Raw genomic sequence first — 16,609 nt, forward strand, 5'->3', positions numbered from 1 at the left:
TATAAAATCAAGCTATTTTGTAAAGTCCACCTTTGGGACTTCCTGTGCCCCTTCACTCGCCTTATAGTATGGTCTTGGAGCAAAACCATACATACCTGATATTATAGAATTGGGAAATCTTTTTATTGATGTATTATAGTTATTTACAGTAGTGTTATAATCCTGTCTAGCAATAGCTATTCTATTCTCGGTTCCTTCCAAGGCTACAGATAAATCTTTAAAATTTTGACTAGACTTTAAATCTGGATACCTTTCGACTACAACTAGCAATCTTGAAAGGGCTGTCGATAGCTGAGCATCTGCATTTGCTTTGTCAGAAATATTTTGTGCTCCTGCTAGTCTAGACCTTGCATCAGCAACATCAGTAAATATTTTTTGTTCCTGTGAAGCATATCCTTTAACAGTTTGCACCAAATTAGGAATTAAATCAGATCTTCTTTGAAGTTGTGTATCTATATTAGATTGTGCTGCATTCACTCTTTGCTCAAGTCCTACTAAAGAGTTATAACTACCTATTAAAGGTAAAAATATAACCAAAAGTATACCTAAAATAATCAAGAGTACTTTTAGCCCTTTATTCATTTATTTCACCACCATTTTAGGATATTAGTATATTTATTTTAAGGATTTTTTAAATAAATATACTAAATAAAAAAAGGCTCATTTCTAAATCCAGAGAAATAGCCTTTAACATGAAAAATTTATATTTTTAATGCATAAGTAAAAAATTGAAAAACTCGTTTTATTATCACTATAAACGACAAAAAATGTCGCACTTAGTACGCATTGTAAAATAAATTCTTGTAAACTGTTATTCATTTAAATAAAGTACATAAAGTTATTTATTTCATTTTTATATTTATTAACTAAATCCTCTAATGTAATACTGTCAAAATAATCATTAATATTTTTATTTATTACATTCCATAAGTTTTCATTTATGCATCTTTCTAAATCATCCGCAGCATTTGTATTATTAACATCTACTAAATCTAAATCTCCTTCTAGAGTTCTTAATATTTCCCCAATAGTTATTGTATTAGTAGACTTTGATAAAGTATAACCACCTTGAGCTCCTTTTCTTCCTATAACTAAGCCACTTTTTCTTAATGCTGAAAAAATTTGCTCTAAATATCCTTCTGAAATATTTTGTCTTTCTGAAATGCTTTTTAATGTTACTACTTCAGAGTTAGAATACATAGCTATATCAATAAGTGCTTTTAACCCATATCTACCTTTAGTTGAAATTTTCACATAATCACCTTTCTTATTAAGCCTATTTATATAATAGCATTATTATATACCAATACTATTATATAAATAGAGCTTTCAAAAATCAATTTTAAATTTAATATTAACAAAACATATTCAAAAATACTCTAAAGGTAAGATAAAAGGAACTTTAAATTTTATTTATTTTACCTTTCCACCTTCAATTACAAGATTTTCTTTATACTCATCTCCATAAGTGGATTTTAATGTTTCATCATATGCTTTATGTACAAAATTTTCTTTTTCAAGAGTCTCAAGTTCATTATTAATCCAGTCAAGAAGCTCTTTATTGCCTTTTGCAACAGCAGGTGCTATTGTATCTTGACCACCAAAGCTTGGTACACCAACAGTAAATCCTGGATTTTTCTTTGCCCATGCAAGTACTTCTGTATTATCATTAGCTATAGCATCACCACGTTTATCTTTTAAAGCCTCAAATATTTCTGAGTATTGATCATATTTTACTAATTGTACATCTGGAAGGCTTTTTGTTAAATAAGTTTCAGCAGTTGTACCTTTTGCAACAATAATTTTTTTACCCTTCAATTGATCAACTGACGTAATTTTAGCATTATCTGGAGATACTATTCCAAGAGAAACCTTCATATAAGGATTGGCAAAATCAACTTTTTGCTTTCTTTCATCTGTAACTGTAAAATTTGCCATTATTATATCAACCTTTTTTGATTCCAAATAGGCAACTCTACTTGCAGCATCAACTAATACAAATTCAACTTTAGATTCATCCCCTAAAAGATCCTTTGCAAATCTTCTAGCAATATACACATCAAATCCTTGATTTTTACCATTTGAATCTACATAACCAAAAGGTGCCTTGTCACTGAAAACACCAATTTTAATAGTACCACGTTTTTTTATTTCACTAATAGAACTACTATTTGATTGAGAAGTATCTTTTTTGTTATCTGTTGAAGTTGTTTTTGAAGCACTGCAGCCCACTAGTCCCCCTACTATCAATGTTGCAGCAATTAAGCTTGTTAAAATTCTTTTAACATTTTTCATTTTACATCTTCCTTTCATTTGTTAAATTTAATATTGAAATATATTTAAAAATTGTTTCGCTCTTTCAGTTTTTGGATTTAAAAAAAATTCATCTGGTTTAGCAAGTTCACATATTTTACCTTCATCAATAAAGACTATTTTGTCAGCAACGGACTGAGCAAAGTTCATTTCATGAGTTACAATTACCATGGTCATACCTTGTTTGGCAAGACCTAATATAACCTCTAAAACTTCTCTTACCATTTCAGGATCTAGTGATGCTGTTACTTCATCAAAAAGCATTATTTCTGGATTCATACATAAAGCTCGTACTATAGCTATTCTTTGTTTTTGCCCTCCGGAAAGCTCACGCGGATAAGAATTCTTACGATCAAGTAAGCCAACTTTATCTAGCAATTGTTCTGCTTGTTTCATTACCTCATCTTTAGATCTTTTTTGAACTTTTGTTGGTCCTAAAAGTATGTTTTCAATAACCGTCATATGTGGAAAAAGATCATAGCTTTGAAATACCATTCCTATTTTTTGACGAACTTCTTGCCAATTAACACTTTTATCTGTGAGACTTTTATCTGCGAACTTTATATTACCTCCTTGAATATTCTCAAGACCATTAAGACATCTAAGTAAAGTACTCTTTCCGCATCCCGATGGTCCTAATATAACGACAACCTCTCCCTTATGTATATCTAGGTTAATGCCATTCAATATTTTTTTCTGTGAATATTCCTTATGTAAGTCATTTATTTTAATTAATACCTCATTATTTTTCATGTCAGTTACAGTATCTCCCTAGTTCTGCCATTTAGCTTCCAGTTTTTTTGATATTCTTGATAGAGGATAACAGATTATAAAGTATAGTATAAATACAAAACCATAAACCCAAAAAGATGCTGTAGGAACTTTAAAACGAGAAAGTTCTATGATCTGCTGCCCTATCTTTATAACATCTATAACACCTATTAATACTACAAGAGAAGTAGTCTTAACCATTCTTGTGGCTAAATTTATTGCACCTGGAAGCATTCTTCTTATAGCTTGTGGTATAAGGATATACCTGTAAAGTCCCCAAAAGTTAAGTCCAAGAGCTTTCCCAGATTCAATTTGGTGTTTTGGCAAAGATTCTAATGCGCCTCTTACGATATCACCCATTTCTGCTGCACCCCAAAGGCTAAAAACAATAACAGAAACCACTTCACCACTCAATTGTATGTCTAATGCAGTTGTAACTCCAAAATACACAATAAAAAGCCAAACAAGAATTGGTATTATTCTAAATAATTCTAGATATAAACGTCCAACAAAACTTACGACTTTTGATTTTGAAGTCCTAATAATTCCAAAGATTATACCAAGTAAAGAACCTAAAATGATTGAAATAAAAGCAATCCCACCAGTTACTAATAAACCTCCAAATAACCTTTGAAGGTTTGATCCCTCAAAAATCACTCTAATTGCCAAATTCTGCATAGCGCACCTTCCTTTCTAACAATGTAAGAAGGATTGATAAAGGTAACAGTATGATTAGATATGCAACTACCAACATAAATAATGATTCAAAGGTTTGATAATACATTCCTATTAAATCTTTTGTTACATTCATTAGATCTAAAATTGATATTGCACCTAAAATAGAAGTTTCCTTTAATAAAAAGATACAATTTGCACTTAAAGCTGGTATGCTTACAGAAAACGCCTGAGGTAATATTACATATCTAGCAAGTTGAGTGTTAGATAGTCCAATACTAAGACCTGATTCAATTTGTGTCTTACCAACAGCTTCAATTCCACTCCTGAAAGCTTCAGCCATATAGCTTCCCCCTAAAAATGTAAGTCCTACTATTGCACAAGTATTTTCACTCATTTTTAAACCAAATTTGGTAAATCCATAATATAAAAAGAATAATTGTATGAGCAATGGAGTATTACGTGAAAGTTCTATATAAGCTTGGACAATAGTTCTCAGTACTTTTATTTTATAATACTGTACTACGCTACATATAAGACCAAGTATTATAGAAAACAATATTCCCCAAAATGCAAGTTTTAATGTAAGCAATGCTGCCTTTTCATATAAGTATAAATTTTTTACAACAAATTTCCAATTTACAATCATATATTTATTACCTCTCTCATCATTCTTTTAGTTTAAAAAACAAAAAACTCCTGCCTCCATTACAGAGGCAGAAGTTAACTTCCACGGTTCCACTCTGTTTATTATGTATTAGAAATAAAATACATAACAACTCATAAATATTGGTACAATAATACCTCAACGCTTTAAAGGGCGTGCCCACTGAAGTCTACTAAATTTCGATTCAGAGCTCCGAGACGCATTTCAGTTAACTTCCACTCAAAATCTCTTGCACCCAATGGAGATTTCTCTCTGTCAGTTTCCATTCACTTACTTCTTCTCATCTTTGCTTTTCATACTATTCCTATATGTTTTATTTGATAATATTATTATATGCACTATTAATTAATATGTCAATAGAAAAAGTAGTATTTATTTAAGCTAATTCTTTCTGACATACATCTATCCATTCAGCATTAGTAAGCTCTTGAATATTTTCTGGGGATATCTTCAATGCAGTTGTTCGTGAACCCGCAGCTGGATATACAAAATCAAAATTTTTTATGGATACATCTACATAAACTTCCAAAGAATTTTTTAAACCAAATGGACATACTCCACCTACTGGATGGCCAGTTATCTCTTCTACTTCATTTAAATCAAGCATCTTAGCTTTTGTTTTAAAAAAAGTTCTAAACTTTTTATTGTCTATTCTAGCGTCACCACGAGTTACAACTAATATGTCCTTCTCCTTTAATTTAAATGCCAGAGTTTTAGCAATAAGCTTAGCTTCTACTCCTATAACTTGAGCAGCCAGCTCCACTGTAGCACCACTGTCTTCTAATTCAAATACTGGATCTTCCAGATTTCTTTCCTTAAAAAAATTTCTTACATTTTCTACGCTCACTTTAATATCCTCCTTTTTATCTTTCAAAGCCCCATTGCAATTTTTTATTAATATTTTAAATATACCTAAAAATTAAATATATAGAGATTTTACTCTAATATTTAATTAATAAAGCCTATCCTAATAATAAATCTCCTACTAGCATACCTACAATTTCTCCCTTTTTATCCTTTACCGGTACTGACATTGCTATACAATAATTATTAGTGTCTACAGATATATATGGTTCAGATTTGTATTCATTTCCTTTTATGGCTTCCTTAAAGAATGGTCTATGCGAAAAGCTTGTATAAACTTCTTCTTCTGTATAGTCTAAAGTTATTGCTTTTCTTAACCCATCCTTTTGACACAATCCAAAAAGTTCAAAATACTGACATTTATCTATATTTTCTTTAAGTATTTTAGTGCATATATTATAATCCATAGTTGCTAAGCCCTCAGCCTTTGCTACTTCTCTTAGTATTTCCATACCTTTTTCAATATGTTTTCTAGTTTCCTCATCTATTTTATAACTTTTAGCAAAAGAATCTATACGATCCTTTAAATTTTTATTCATGCCTGTTAGACTAGACACTGAACCAAATAAATTTTTCATAGATGTTAATTGCTCATCTGAAGCTGCAGCTACTTCCTGTGTTGCTGCAGTAATATTTTCCGACAGTTTAGTAGTTTCCCCAATTACACTTTTTATAGACAACACCTTTTCTTTTTGAATATAGATAGTTTTATTTATGTTTTTTATGGACTTTAAAGTATCTTCACTTTCTATAAATATTTTATCTAAATTTTCTTTAGTTAAATTTGAGAAGTTTATATTTTGTTCTATAACTTCCGTCTCTCTATTCATTTTGTTGCTTATATCAGTTATCATAACTTTAACATCATTTATTATATTTTCAATTTCCTTGGCTTGAACAGATGAAATTCCTGCTAATTTTCGTATTTCATTTGCTACTACAGCAAATCCTGATCCGCTTTCACCTGCTTTAGCAGCTTCTATTGATGCATTCAATGAAAGTAAATTTGTATTTCTACTTATTCCATTTACAGCATCTGCAATGCTCTGTATCTTATAAGCTTTTTCATTCAAATTCTTTATCTGAAGTGCCAATTCTAAATTTGAAGATGCAGAATTCTTCATTCTTTCTGTTAGTTGTTTGTAGATTTTATTACTATCCTCTACATGCTGCATCATAGAAAATGCAATGTTCTCTATTAACTCACCATCTTCACTAATTACCTTGTAATCATACACAATTTCACCAATATATTTATCCACTTCAATCATATTATTCAATTGTGCTGTCATGTCATTAGATATCTCATTTATTGCTGAGGATGTTTCATTTGCAGATATTTCTACCTGATGTGCACTTTTCTCTAAATCCTCACAATAATTTATAACCTTATCTGTCATTATAGTTGTTTCGTTTATGAAGCCCCTTATTTTTAATACTAATAAATTTATGTTCAAACATAATTTTTTAAAAATACTCTTCTCACTTATGGTTATCTTTTTAGTCAAATCTCCCTCTGCCATCTTATATACTGATATATTAATCATTCCTAAAGATTTTAAAACTATTTTCATTATCGTCATAACTAATATTATTGTAGTTATTATCCAAATAATATTAGTTAATAATATAATTTTTTTAGCGTCCACAACAAAAACCCCCTGTGCATGAATTTTTCAAAATAAAACATAAAATAAAAAACCTCTTCTACAAAAGAAGAGGCTTAATGGCCTATGCAAGCTACTCTTCTTATCTCTCAAAAATAATCTTGTTGGATTTGGCACAGTATTCTAAAAAGAACCCGCTGCCGAGGTTTCAAAGGGCCAGTCCCTCCACCTCTCTTGATAAGAATATAATGTATTAAGTTTTTAAATAATTTAATTTTTCCTACTAATCATATATGTTATATATAATTATATTGATTGTATTTTATTATGTCAATACTTAATTTAGAAATACATGTACTATTATCCAAAGAAAAAACCCTATGTCAAATATAGGGCTAATGATTTTATATAAATTTTAAATTTTCACTTTCTGTATTGATGTTTATCGAAATATAGATATTTGTTAAATCTTATTTTTGATAACTTCACCAATTATTTTAAAGCCTTTCTCTATGTCTTCTTTGCTTACTCGTGAAAACCCTAATCTTAGAGTATTGTATCCTCTATTATCTGTATAAAAGATGTCCCCCGGTGTAAAAATAATCCCCTTCTCATAGCATTTCTCTAAAACTTCTCTAGATTTAATATCATTTAATTCTATAAAAATATGAAGACCACCTTCTCCAAAGAGCTTATTAAATGGAATATATTTTTTAGCACATTCTACTGCAAATTCATATTTCTCCTTATAAACTTTTCTAGCTTTTTTAATATACTTTTCAAAGTTTCCTCCACTAAGATAATCATAAAAAATAGCCTGATCTAGAGAGGATGTATGAATATTCCTGCTTCTTTTTACGCTTTCTAAATAGTTTATAAGCTTTTTATCAGCTAAAATCCACCCCACTCTTATTCCTGGGAAAAGTATTTTTGAAAAGCTTCCTATGTATATTACACTATTTCCCTCACCACTTAATGATGCAATTGGTGAAACATGTGCTCCTGAATATCTAAGTTCTTCATTAAATCCATCCTCAATTATAGGTATATTATAAACTTTCAGCGCCTTATATACCTCCACTCTTTTTTCTACCGACATTACTACACCGGTAGGGTTATGATATGATGGTATAAAATAAGATAATTTAATTTTGTTTTTTGAAAGCTTTTCTTTTAATTTATCTATACTCACACCATCGTCTTCCATATCTACCCCTACGACTTCTAAACCATGAAGTTTCATAATTTTTATAGCAGTATTATGAGTAGGATTTTCGCATAATATTTTATCTCCTTTTTCAGTTAGACTTGATAATATTAAATCAAACCCCTCAGTAAAACCATTTGTAATAAGTATATCTTTATCTTCGATATTTGCACCTTTATTACTCATATATTTAAATAAGTATTCGATTAAAGGCTTATATCCCTGAGCATATCCATAGTTTAATATCTTTTCGCCTTCTATTGAAATTCTATTTAGGAAAGATTTTTTGAACTCCTCCACATCAAAAAGACTTTCATCAGGCGCTATACTTTTAAAGGATATCATGCCTTTTTTCCACTTTGTTTCATGTTTTATTATATCCAGTTCTTCTGAAGCTTTTGCATAGTTATTTATATGGCTACTCCAATCAACAGTCCATTTCTCCTGAAAGTTTACCTTTACATCTGATACAAAAGCTCCCTTTCCTTTTTCCATATATATAAAACCTTCCTCTTGGAGAAACTCATAAGCATTAATAACAGTATTTCTGCTGACATTTAGAATTGAAGCTAGCTCCCTTGTTGATGGAAGTTTTTCTCCGCTTCTTAACATTCCTCTAAGTATCAACTCACATATATGGTCTTTTAGTTGTATATACACAGGTGTGTTTTTATCTAATTTTATATCAATAAACATAAATTTTCACCTCAATTATATTTTCACATAAATGAGGTGATAAATAAAGATTTCTAAATAAAAACCTATATTAAAATGCTGGTATTATACTTCCTTTGTATTTATCTTCTATAAACTTTTTAACATCTGGTGAGTTTAGCGCCTTAGATAATGCTTGAATGTATGGTTCGTCTTTATCTTTCTTTCTAACTGCAATTACATTAGCATATGGTGAATCCTTTGATTCTATTGCAATAGCATCTTTAGTAGGATTTAGGTTTGCTTGAATTGCATAGTTCGTATTGATAACTGCAGCATCTACATCATCTAAAACTCTTGGAAGTTGTGGTGCATCAAGTTCTTTAATTTTAATATTCTTTTTGTTCTCAGTTATATCTAATTTAGATATTAGCTCTCCATCCTTTAACTTTATAAGTCCAGAACTTTGTAATACTTTTAATGCTCTTGCTCCATTAGTTGGATCGTTTGGTATAGCTATTTCAGCGCCATCTTTAAGTTCTTCTAATTTTTTAGCCTTCTTTGAATATACTCCCATTGGCTCTATATGAACTTTAACTGTATAGTCTAATTCAGTATGTTTTTCTTCATTAAATTTAGTTAAATAAGGTATATGCTGAAAGAAGTTTGCATCAAGTTCTCCATCATTTAAAGCTGTATTTGGTGTTACATAATCAGTAAATTCAACGATTTGAAGATCATATCCTTCTTTTTGAAGTATTGGTTTTACTTGCTCAAGTATCTCTTTATGTGGTACAGGCGTTGCACCTATTTTTATCACTTTTTTAGTGTCCTTATTGGACGATTCCTCTTTTTTCTCTCCACATCCTACTAGTGCAAAAACAAAAATTAATGATATAACAATTGATATAACCTTTTTCATAATTAAATTACCTCCTAATATTTTAGTCTTAATAAATCAAATTTTAGTTTATATGATTTTGCAAAATCTCTACCTCAAAGGCAGACACAGATATATTTAACGGGGCTAAGCTGGGCTTACTAGCAATTATAAGAATATAACTATTTTTTCGGCCGGCCATATTCTTATAAAGTGCAAAATTAAAAGCCCGAGGAAAACCTCGAGCTTGAAACTCATCGCTATCCTCATCTCTCAGCCTTCGCTGCTGGAATTGGCACCAATGTATTATATAAAATAATACTGGTTGCCGGGCTTCATAGGGCCAGTCCCTCCGCCTCTCTTGATAAGTAAGAATTGTTATTCAATTTATTAATTTACATTATAATAACATAAAAGCTGCATGTCAATACTTTTTTATCTGATGCTTACGGTCGATCAACATACTAAATTCCATAATAAAAGCTGTGTGACATCAGCCATACAGCTTTGTTTAGACTTGTATAATTATAGCTTAAAGTTATTAACATCCTCCATCATTTCTTTAGTTAAAGCATTAAGTGAGCATGCTGAATCAGCTACCTGCTGTGAAGCAGCATTCATTTCTTCTGTTGAAGCAGCAATTTCTTCTGTTGAAGCAGATACTTCCTCTGCTACAGAGGATGAACTGTACATTTTCTCCAAAAGGACATCTTTATCATTATTTATATTTGATGCAGATGAGTTAATAACCTGTATTTTAGGAATAACCCCTTCTACTGCATCTATAATCTTTTTAAAGGATTCTATAGATGTATTTATAACGGTAACTTGATTGTTTAATTCACCGCTCATAATATCCGTACTTCTTAACATATCACTTGATTCTTGTGAAATGTTAGCTATAAGGTTAGTTATATTTTTAGATGAAACTTGAGATTCTTCTGCAAGCTTTCTAATCTCTTCAGCAACTACAGAGAAGCCTCTTCCTGACTCTCCAGCCCTTGCAGCCTCAATAGCAGCATTTAAAGCAAGTAGGTTAGTTTGCTCTGCAATACCATTTATAACATTTGTTATTTGATTTATTTGGATGATATTTTTACCCATGTGTGAGATTTTTACGGCAAAATCCTTAAAAGAATTATTTATTCTAGTTACAGATTCTACGAGGCTTTGTAAATCTTTATGATTTTCATTAGCCATAGAATTTATATCATTAGAATTGGAATGTATATCTTCTATAGATTTAACCATTGTTTCAAGCTCTGAACTAAATTTATTCAATACACTTGTAATCTCTAATAAATCATTAGCTTGAGATGCTACTCCAACAGAAGTCTGTTGTATCGCAGCAGAAACATTTTCTGATGAACTGGCCATTTCTTCCGATACTGTCGATAACGAAATAGATCTCTCTTCGATAATTTGAGATTTTTCATGAATACTTTTTATTAGTAATGAAATACTTTCAATTGTTTTAGATAAAGAAGCCTTCATAATTCCAAATTCGCTTTTTGAGTCCCCTTCTATCTTCTCAGTAAAGTCTCCAGTGGAAACTCGTGCCATATAATCAATTATTTCTTTTGAGTAAACTTTGATAAATGAAATTACTAAAATTGAAATTAGTACAAATGTTATTATGACAACTATGTTCATAATAATAAAACTTCTTACACTCCTATCATAAACTTTATCATTATTTGTATCAGTTTTTGCTGCCAAATCAACATTATAATCTCTTAATCCTTTAAGAGTAGTTTCAATTGATTCACCTATGCTCTCAAGTTTTTTAGTATCCTCAGCTGAAAGTTTTTCACCTTTAGCTAATGAAGGCTCAACCTTTTTCCACAAATTCATATAATCAGAATATTCTTTTTGAAATTTATCAAGACCTTCCTTATCAGTAGTATCTAATTCAGTGGCTAAATAGCTTTTTAATGTGGTTTGAATCTTTGCATCATATTCATTAATCTTTAAGTCATAATCATTACTGTAGTTAGTGCCTAATTTATTAACACTAACTCTAACAGCAAAAAAGTCTGCTCTTAGTGACCCTATATGGGATATTGGCATAGTCATATTGTGATACATATCACTTGAGTTATCGTTGACTTCTTTTATATCAAAATAACCTAAACAACCTATCGTTAAAGAAAAAACAATAGCTAAAATCGACATTGACATTATTATTGTAGATATTTTGAATTTTTTTAAAATTTTGTTCATAGAATTATCCCCTTCTATATATAATAATTATAATTATTATAATTATTTATAATACCACTTTTACTTATCGTAATATAAAAATGAATCTTTACTAAATTAATACATTAAATATATAAAAAACCAATTTTTTTCGTTATATAGTTATCAATGACAACCTTTACCTCTCCTATGATTAACTGCTGTTTTTAATCTAAATGCTATAGTTCTATTATAAAGATAAAATATAAACTTTACCTAAATTAATTATTAAATATTCCTTAAATATTTACTATTAAGCCCTAAGAGTGCTAAACATTTTAATATAAAAAAATCTCCCCATATTCTGAGGAGAGTCTTTTATATTGTAATCATCACTATCTATTTAGGTTAAGTTTTAATTATCTTACTTCTTTTAATGAAATTTCTGTTATTTGATCTAATAATTCAGTAAATGACATGTTTACAGCCTTAGCACTCTTAGGGAAAAGACTATTTTTAGTCATTCCTGGAAGTGTATTAAGTTCAAGAATATAAGGTACTCCATCTTTTATTATCATATCAACTCTTACATATACACTACACTTTAAAACCTTCCAGCAATCTAATGCCATCTCTTCTATTTTCTTTTGAAGTCCTTCTTCAAACTGAACTATAATTTCATCTGAACCACCATCAGCATACTTTGCTGTGTAATCAAAGAACTCTGCCTTTGGCTTTATAGCAATTATAGGCATCATTTTTCCATCTAGTATACAGCAAGTTATTTCATCACCTTTTATATACTTTTCTATCATAACTTCGTTATCATAGTCTAACGCTAGTCTTACTGCGTTTTCTACATCTTCTTTTTTCTTAATTAAGTTTGTAGCTACGCTAGAACCACCACTGTTTGGCTTAACAAACACAGGATATCCAATTTTTTCTATATAATCATAGTCTATTTCTTCTACTCTTCTAACGCATAACCAATCTGCAGTATTAATTCCTGTTGATCTTAATACCTTTTTAGTTATATCCTTATTCATACATACGCCACTGGTCAAAGGTCCACAACCTGTGTATGGAACATCCATTGTTTCAAGTACAGCTTGAATTATACCATCTTCTCCAAACTTACCATGAAGGGCAATAAATGCAACATCTATATCTTTAGCTTTATCTATTATGTCATCTTTTTTATCTATAACAATAGGAACAACCTCATATTTATTCTTATCAAAATAGTTTACTATTTCCCTTCCTGAATTCAAAGACACTTCTCTCTCAGAAGATATGCCTCCCATAATAACTCCTATCTTCATTTCTTATTCCTCCATCAATTATTTTTGCTCTTCTTAATTATATTCTATACATTTGAGGAAATAATGAAAGTACCACTCATTATATTTTTTATGATGTAAGTGGTTTTCTACATATGGAGTTTCCTATTGATAATTTTATTTATTGTAGTAAAATATTTAGTATACAACTAAATATTTTTGTGGGGGTGCCTAAAAATAGGCTGAGAGGAGTTTTACTCTAACCCTTTGAACCTGATCCAGCTAAAACTGGCGTAGGGAAGCAGCTATAATAATATAATTAGACAAACCTGGTGTATTGCTTTTCTGCAATACACTTTTTTTAATTTATTAATCTAATAAATTATTACATGGATTTAGATCACAATTTTATATTACAAAACTACGCTTTAAAAGTCTTATTTTACCCATAATAAAATTATATTGTACTTAAGTACTATTTTTGAACAGAGGTGTTTATATGAAAAAGGTATTAACAATTGCAGGTTCTGATAGCTGCGGTGGTGCAGGTATACAGGCAGATTTAAAAACTATGAGTGCCCTTGGTGTTTATGGAATGAGTGTAATTACAGCAATAACAGCTCAAAATACCATAGGCGTCCAAAATGTGATGGAGGTGTCTAAAGAACTTATAGAAGCCCAAATAAGATCAATATTTGATGACATAGAAGTAGATGCTGTGAAAATAGGAATGGTCTCCAATATAGAAATTATAAAAACAATAAAGGATTTGCTAATAGAATATAATGCAAAAAATGTAGTTGTAGATCCTGTGATGGTTTCAAAAAGTGGATATTTTTTACTTAAACCTGAAGCACAGGAAGCCATAAAAGACTTAATATCTATAGCAGATGTTGTGACTCCAAATATTCCTGAAGCTGAAGTCTTAACAGGCATGAAAATAGAAGATTCTGATGCTATGAAGGAAGCGGCATTAATAATTAAAAGATTAGGTGCCAAAAATGTACTTATGAAAGGCGGACATAGGTGTAATGATGCCAATGATATACTACTATGCGAGTCTGATTTTTTAACCTTAAAAGGTCATAGAATAAATACGCAAAATACCCATGGAACTGGCTGCACCTTATCCTCTGCAATAGCATCTCATTTGGCAAAAAACAATGATATAAAAAGGTCTATTGAATTATCAAAAGACTATATAACAAAGGCAATAGAAAATTCTTTCTCTATTGGCCATGGTGTTGGACCTGTTGGGCACTTTGTAGAAGTTTATAAAAAAGCTGATATTTCTTATAAATAGAATTAAATATTTTTATATTTAGGAGGAGTTAAATATGATTACTAATTCAGATAATTCAAGTTATAGCAATAATGTCTGCGAGGTTTTAAATGATTTAAGAAAAAAGGTTCCTCTAGTACAGTGTATAACTAATTATGTAACTATAAATGATTGTGCCAATATACTTTTGTCCTATGGTGCTTCACCTGCTATGTGTGAAGCCTATGATGAGGTCTTTGATTTTACAAAAATTTCATCAGCCCTTTACATAAATGTCGGAACACTTACTAAAGAACAAGAAGAAGCTGCTGTACTTGCAGCTATATCTGCTAAAGTTAACAATACTCCTGTAGTACTAGACCCCGTAGCTTGTGCTGCTATTCCAAGAAAAAATTCAATAATTAAGAGAATTTTAGAACTTGGCAGAGTAGATGTTATCAAAGGAAATATCGGAGAAATAAAATTCTTAGCAGGAGATGCCTGTGAGGTTCGTGGAGTAGATTCTCTTGATAGTGGTGAAGGAGCTCTAGAATCTTGTATAGCATTAGCGCAAAAATATAACTGTGTTGTTGCAGCTACAGGAAAAGATGATTTTATAACAGATGGAAATCGCAGTGCTATTATTCAGAACGGTACAGAGATGCTTACAAAAATAACTGGTGCTGGCTGCATGGTTGGTGCCCTTTGCGCTGCAACAGCTGGAGTGTATGAAGACAAGCTTATATCTACTGTATGTGCAATTCTTTCAATGAATTTAGCTGGTGAGGAAGCATATGAAATGTGCAGACTTCCTGGAAGCTTCAGAGTTAAATTAATTGACTGTATCTATACTTTATCTGAGGAAAAGATTAAGAAAGAAGGTAGGATAATATGGCAATAGACTATAGCTTATATCTTATTACTGATAGAAATTTTTTAAAAGGAAGAAGCCTTAAAACCGTTGTAGAAGAAGCAATTCTAGGAGGATCTTCTATTGTTCAAGTAAGAGAAAAAAATATATCTACAAGAGAGTTTTATAGAGTAGCATTAGAAGCAAAAGAAATAACTAACTATTATAAAGTTCCTCTAATAATTAATGACAGAATAGATATTGCACAAGCAATTGATGCAGATGGTGTTCACTTAGGACAAGATGACATGCATTTATCTATTGCTAGAAAAATACTTGGCAAAAACAAAATCATTGGCATATCTGCAGGTAATTTAGAAGAGGCTCTAGAAGCACAACAAAATGGAGCAGATTACTTAGGCATAGGTGCTATATTCTTTACAGGAACTAAAAAAGATATAGACGTTCCTATAGGAATTGAAGGCTTAAGAGAAATTTACGGTAAAATAAATATACCTGCTGTAGCTATAGGTGGCATAAACGAATCAAACTTTAGAGAAGTATTATCAACAGGTGTTGATGGGATCTCTGTAATATCAGCAATTCTTGATAAAAAGGATATTAAAGCTGCCGCTAAAGCATTAAAGCTATAGGGTTGCAAGGCCGAAAATTGTCTTACACCCCGGGATATGTTTCCAAGCTTCATCACGTTAAAATCTGCCTTCAGCTTTGGAAACATATCCCTTTGTGTAAGTCAATTTTCTTGTTTGCGGCTCCATAGTCTGAGGTAGCCCTATGAATACCGCTAATAAGTCAATATCCTTATTGAATATTTATAACTTATATTACTTATCTTTTGGTTTAACAATAAATCTGCAGCAGTTGTCTCCGCTGGTTTTGCATAAAGGTCTTTCAAACTCTGCATTAAAAGCTTTATACAATATATCGTCTATTTCACAATATATAGCTCCTATATCTTCCACACCTAGCTCTTTCCACATATCATGCATTGGACAATATGTTATATCTTCAGGATTATTTGGATCTCTTTCCCAGGAAATGCCTGGCATGTCTCTTACTTTTACATATGTTTCAAGATTTATTCCCAATCCTTTTTCTCTAGCCTCTTCATACATTGAATTTATCCTTGCTTCTGCAAATTTACTTATCGACGCCCTTACAGCTTCTTTTCCCCTCTCCTCACCTAACCTATCAATCATCTCTTTAGCCATGAAATAATAAAGTTCTGCCATGAGTTTAGCCATTCTTCCCACTGGCTCATCAGTACTTCTTATTTTGCTCATTTTAACTCCCCCTTGAACTATTTTATCAGGTATGTTTACCTTAAATTGTGTAGAATTAAAAATTTCATATACATATAACTTAAAGTATTCTTTGT

The 16,609-nt window shown here is 30.7% G+C and carries 16 protein-coding genes and 3 riboswitches; of the genes, 3 read left to right on the forward strand and 13 right to left on the reverse strand.

Annotated elements, in window-relative coordinates; all coding sequences use genetic code 11:
• Window positions 1-12: 12 nt before the first annotated feature.
• The 12 genes from I6U51_RS00535 to I6U51_RS00590 all read right to left on the reverse strand — a co-directional run bounded on the left by I6U51_RS00535 (window position 13) and on the right by I6U51_RS00590 (window position 13,141).
• The gene (locus I6U51_RS00535; RefSeq protein ID WP_211140649.1) at window positions 13-582 is read right to left on the reverse strand and encodes a LemA family protein; all 570 of its coding nucleotides are present in this window, start codon (window positions 580-582) and stop codon (window positions 13-15) included.
• Between the two features lie 237 nt (window positions 583-819).
• On the reverse strand, window positions 820-1,254 hold the full coding sequence (locus I6U51_RS00540; protein ID WP_211140650.1) for an Rrf2 family transcriptional regulator: 435 nt from the start codon (window positions 1,252-1,254) through the stop codon (window positions 820-822).
• A gap of 159 nt (window positions 1,255-1,413) precedes the next feature.
• The gene (locus tag I6U51_RS00545) at window positions 1,414-2,295 is read right to left on the reverse strand and encodes a cysteine ABC transporter substrate-binding protein (protein WP_211140651.1); all 882 of its coding nucleotides are present in this window, start codon (window positions 2,293-2,295) and stop codon (window positions 1,414-1,416) included.
• Between the two features lie 27 nt (window positions 2,296-2,322).
• The gene (locus I6U51_RS00550) at window positions 2,323-3,066 is read right to left on the reverse strand and encodes an amino acid ABC transporter ATP-binding protein (RefSeq protein WP_211140652.1); all 744 of its coding nucleotides are present in this window, start codon (window positions 3,064-3,066) and stop codon (window positions 2,323-2,325) included.
• An 18-nt stretch (window positions 3,067-3,084) separates the two neighbouring features.
• Complete coding sequence (locus I6U51_RS00555; RefSeq protein WP_211140653.1) at window positions 3,085-3,762, reverse strand: amino acid ABC transporter permease; 678 nt, start codon at window positions 3,760-3,762, stop codon at window positions 3,085-3,087.
• Window positions 3,743-4,408 carry an amino acid ABC transporter permease gene (locus I6U51_RS00560; protein WP_211140654.1) on the reverse strand — a complete coding sequence of 222 codons (666 nt, stop codon included), beginning with the start codon at window positions 4,406-4,408 and terminating at the stop codon, window positions 3,743-3,745. Before I6U51_RS00560 ends, I6U51_RS00555 begins: the two co-directional genes overlap by 20 nt.
• A 394-nt stretch (window positions 4,409-4,802) precedes the next feature.
• The gene (locus I6U51_RS00565; RefSeq protein ID WP_211140655.1) at window positions 4,803-5,273 is read right to left on the reverse strand and encodes a YbaK/EbsC family protein; all 471 of its coding nucleotides are present in this window, start codon (window positions 5,271-5,273) and stop codon (window positions 4,803-4,805) included.
• A gap of 115 nt (window positions 5,274-5,388) precedes the next feature.
• On the reverse strand, window positions 5,389-6,939 hold the full coding sequence (locus tag I6U51_RS00570) for a methyl-accepting chemotaxis protein (protein ID WP_343069414.1): 1,551 nt from the start codon (window positions 6,937-6,939) through the stop codon (window positions 5,389-5,391).
• A gap of 97 nt (window positions 6,940-7,036) precedes the next feature.
• Window positions 7,037-7,141: riboswitch (SAM riboswitch) on the reverse strand.
• A 219-nt stretch (window positions 7,142-7,360) separates the two neighbouring features.
• Complete coding sequence (gene pdxR, locus I6U51_RS00575) at window positions 7,361-8,800, reverse strand: MocR-like pyridoxine biosynthesis transcription factor PdxR (protein ID WP_211140656.1); 1,440 nt, start codon at window positions 8,798-8,800, stop codon at window positions 7,361-7,363.
• 70 nt (window positions 8,801-8,870) lie between these two features.
• The gene (locus I6U51_RS00580; RefSeq protein ID WP_343069422.1) at window positions 8,871-9,683 is read right to left on the reverse strand and encodes a MetQ/NlpA family ABC transporter substrate-binding protein; all 813 of its coding nucleotides are present in this window, start codon (window positions 9,681-9,683) and stop codon (window positions 8,871-8,873) included.
• A gap of 218 nt (window positions 9,684-9,901) precedes the next feature.
• A riboswitch (SAM riboswitch) is annotated at window positions 9,902-10,009 on the reverse strand.
• Between the two features lie 154 nt (window positions 10,010-10,163).
• Window positions 10,164-11,861, reverse strand: coding sequence for a methyl-accepting chemotaxis protein (locus tag I6U51_RS00585; RefSeq protein ID WP_211140658.1), 1,698 nt, complete (start codon window positions 11,859-11,861; stop codon window positions 10,164-10,166).
• A 377-nt stretch (window positions 11,862-12,238) separates the two neighbouring features.
• The gene (locus I6U51_RS00590) at window positions 12,239-13,141 is read right to left on the reverse strand and encodes a D-alanine--D-alanine ligase (RefSeq protein WP_211140659.1); all 903 of its coding nucleotides are present in this window, start codon (window positions 13,139-13,141) and stop codon (window positions 12,239-12,241) included.
• Between the two features lie 171 nt (window positions 13,142-13,312).
• Window positions 13,313-13,416: riboswitch (TPP riboswitch) on the forward strand.
• 182 nt (window positions 13,417-13,598) lie between these two features.
• Here I6U51_RS00590 and thiD point away from each other — a divergent pair.
• From thiD to thiE, 3 genes are read left to right on the forward strand one after another with little or no spacing between them, the layout of a single operon-like run.
• Window positions 13,599-14,402, forward strand: coding sequence for a bifunctional hydroxymethylpyrimidine kinase/phosphomethylpyrimidine kinase (thiD, locus tag I6U51_RS00595; protein ID WP_211140660.1), 804 nt, complete (start codon window positions 13,599-13,601; stop codon window positions 14,400-14,402).
• Window positions 14,403-14,436: 34 nt separating this feature from the next.
• Window positions 14,437-15,261: a hydroxyethylthiazole kinase gene (gene thiM / locus I6U51_RS00600; protein ID WP_211140661.1), complete on the forward strand. Its 825-nt coding sequence runs from the start codon at window positions 14,437-14,439 to the stop codon at window positions 15,259-15,261.
• Window positions 15,252-15,863, forward strand: a complete 612-nt coding sequence (gene thiE, locus I6U51_RS00605) for a thiamine phosphate synthase (RefSeq protein ID WP_211140662.1) — start codon at window positions 15,252-15,254, stop codon at window positions 15,861-15,863. The genes thiM and thiE overlap by 10 nt, the downstream gene beginning before the upstream one ends.
• Before the next feature lie 192 nt (window positions 15,864-16,055).
• Here thiE and I6U51_RS00610 read toward each other — a convergent pair whose 3' ends face one another.
• The gene (locus I6U51_RS00610; protein ID WP_211140663.1) at window positions 16,056-16,514 is read right to left on the reverse strand and encodes an L-2-amino-thiazoline-4-carboxylic acid hydrolase; all 459 of its coding nucleotides are present in this window, start codon (window positions 16,512-16,514) and stop codon (window positions 16,056-16,058) included.
• Between the last annotated feature and the right edge of the window lie 95 nt (window positions 16,515-16,609).

Origin of the sequence: Clostridium aciditolerans (assembly GCF_016316925.1) — a bacterium.
Classification (GTDB): Bacteria; Bacillota; Clostridia; order Clostridiales; family Clostridiaceae; genus Clostridium_AM; species Clostridium_AM aciditolerans.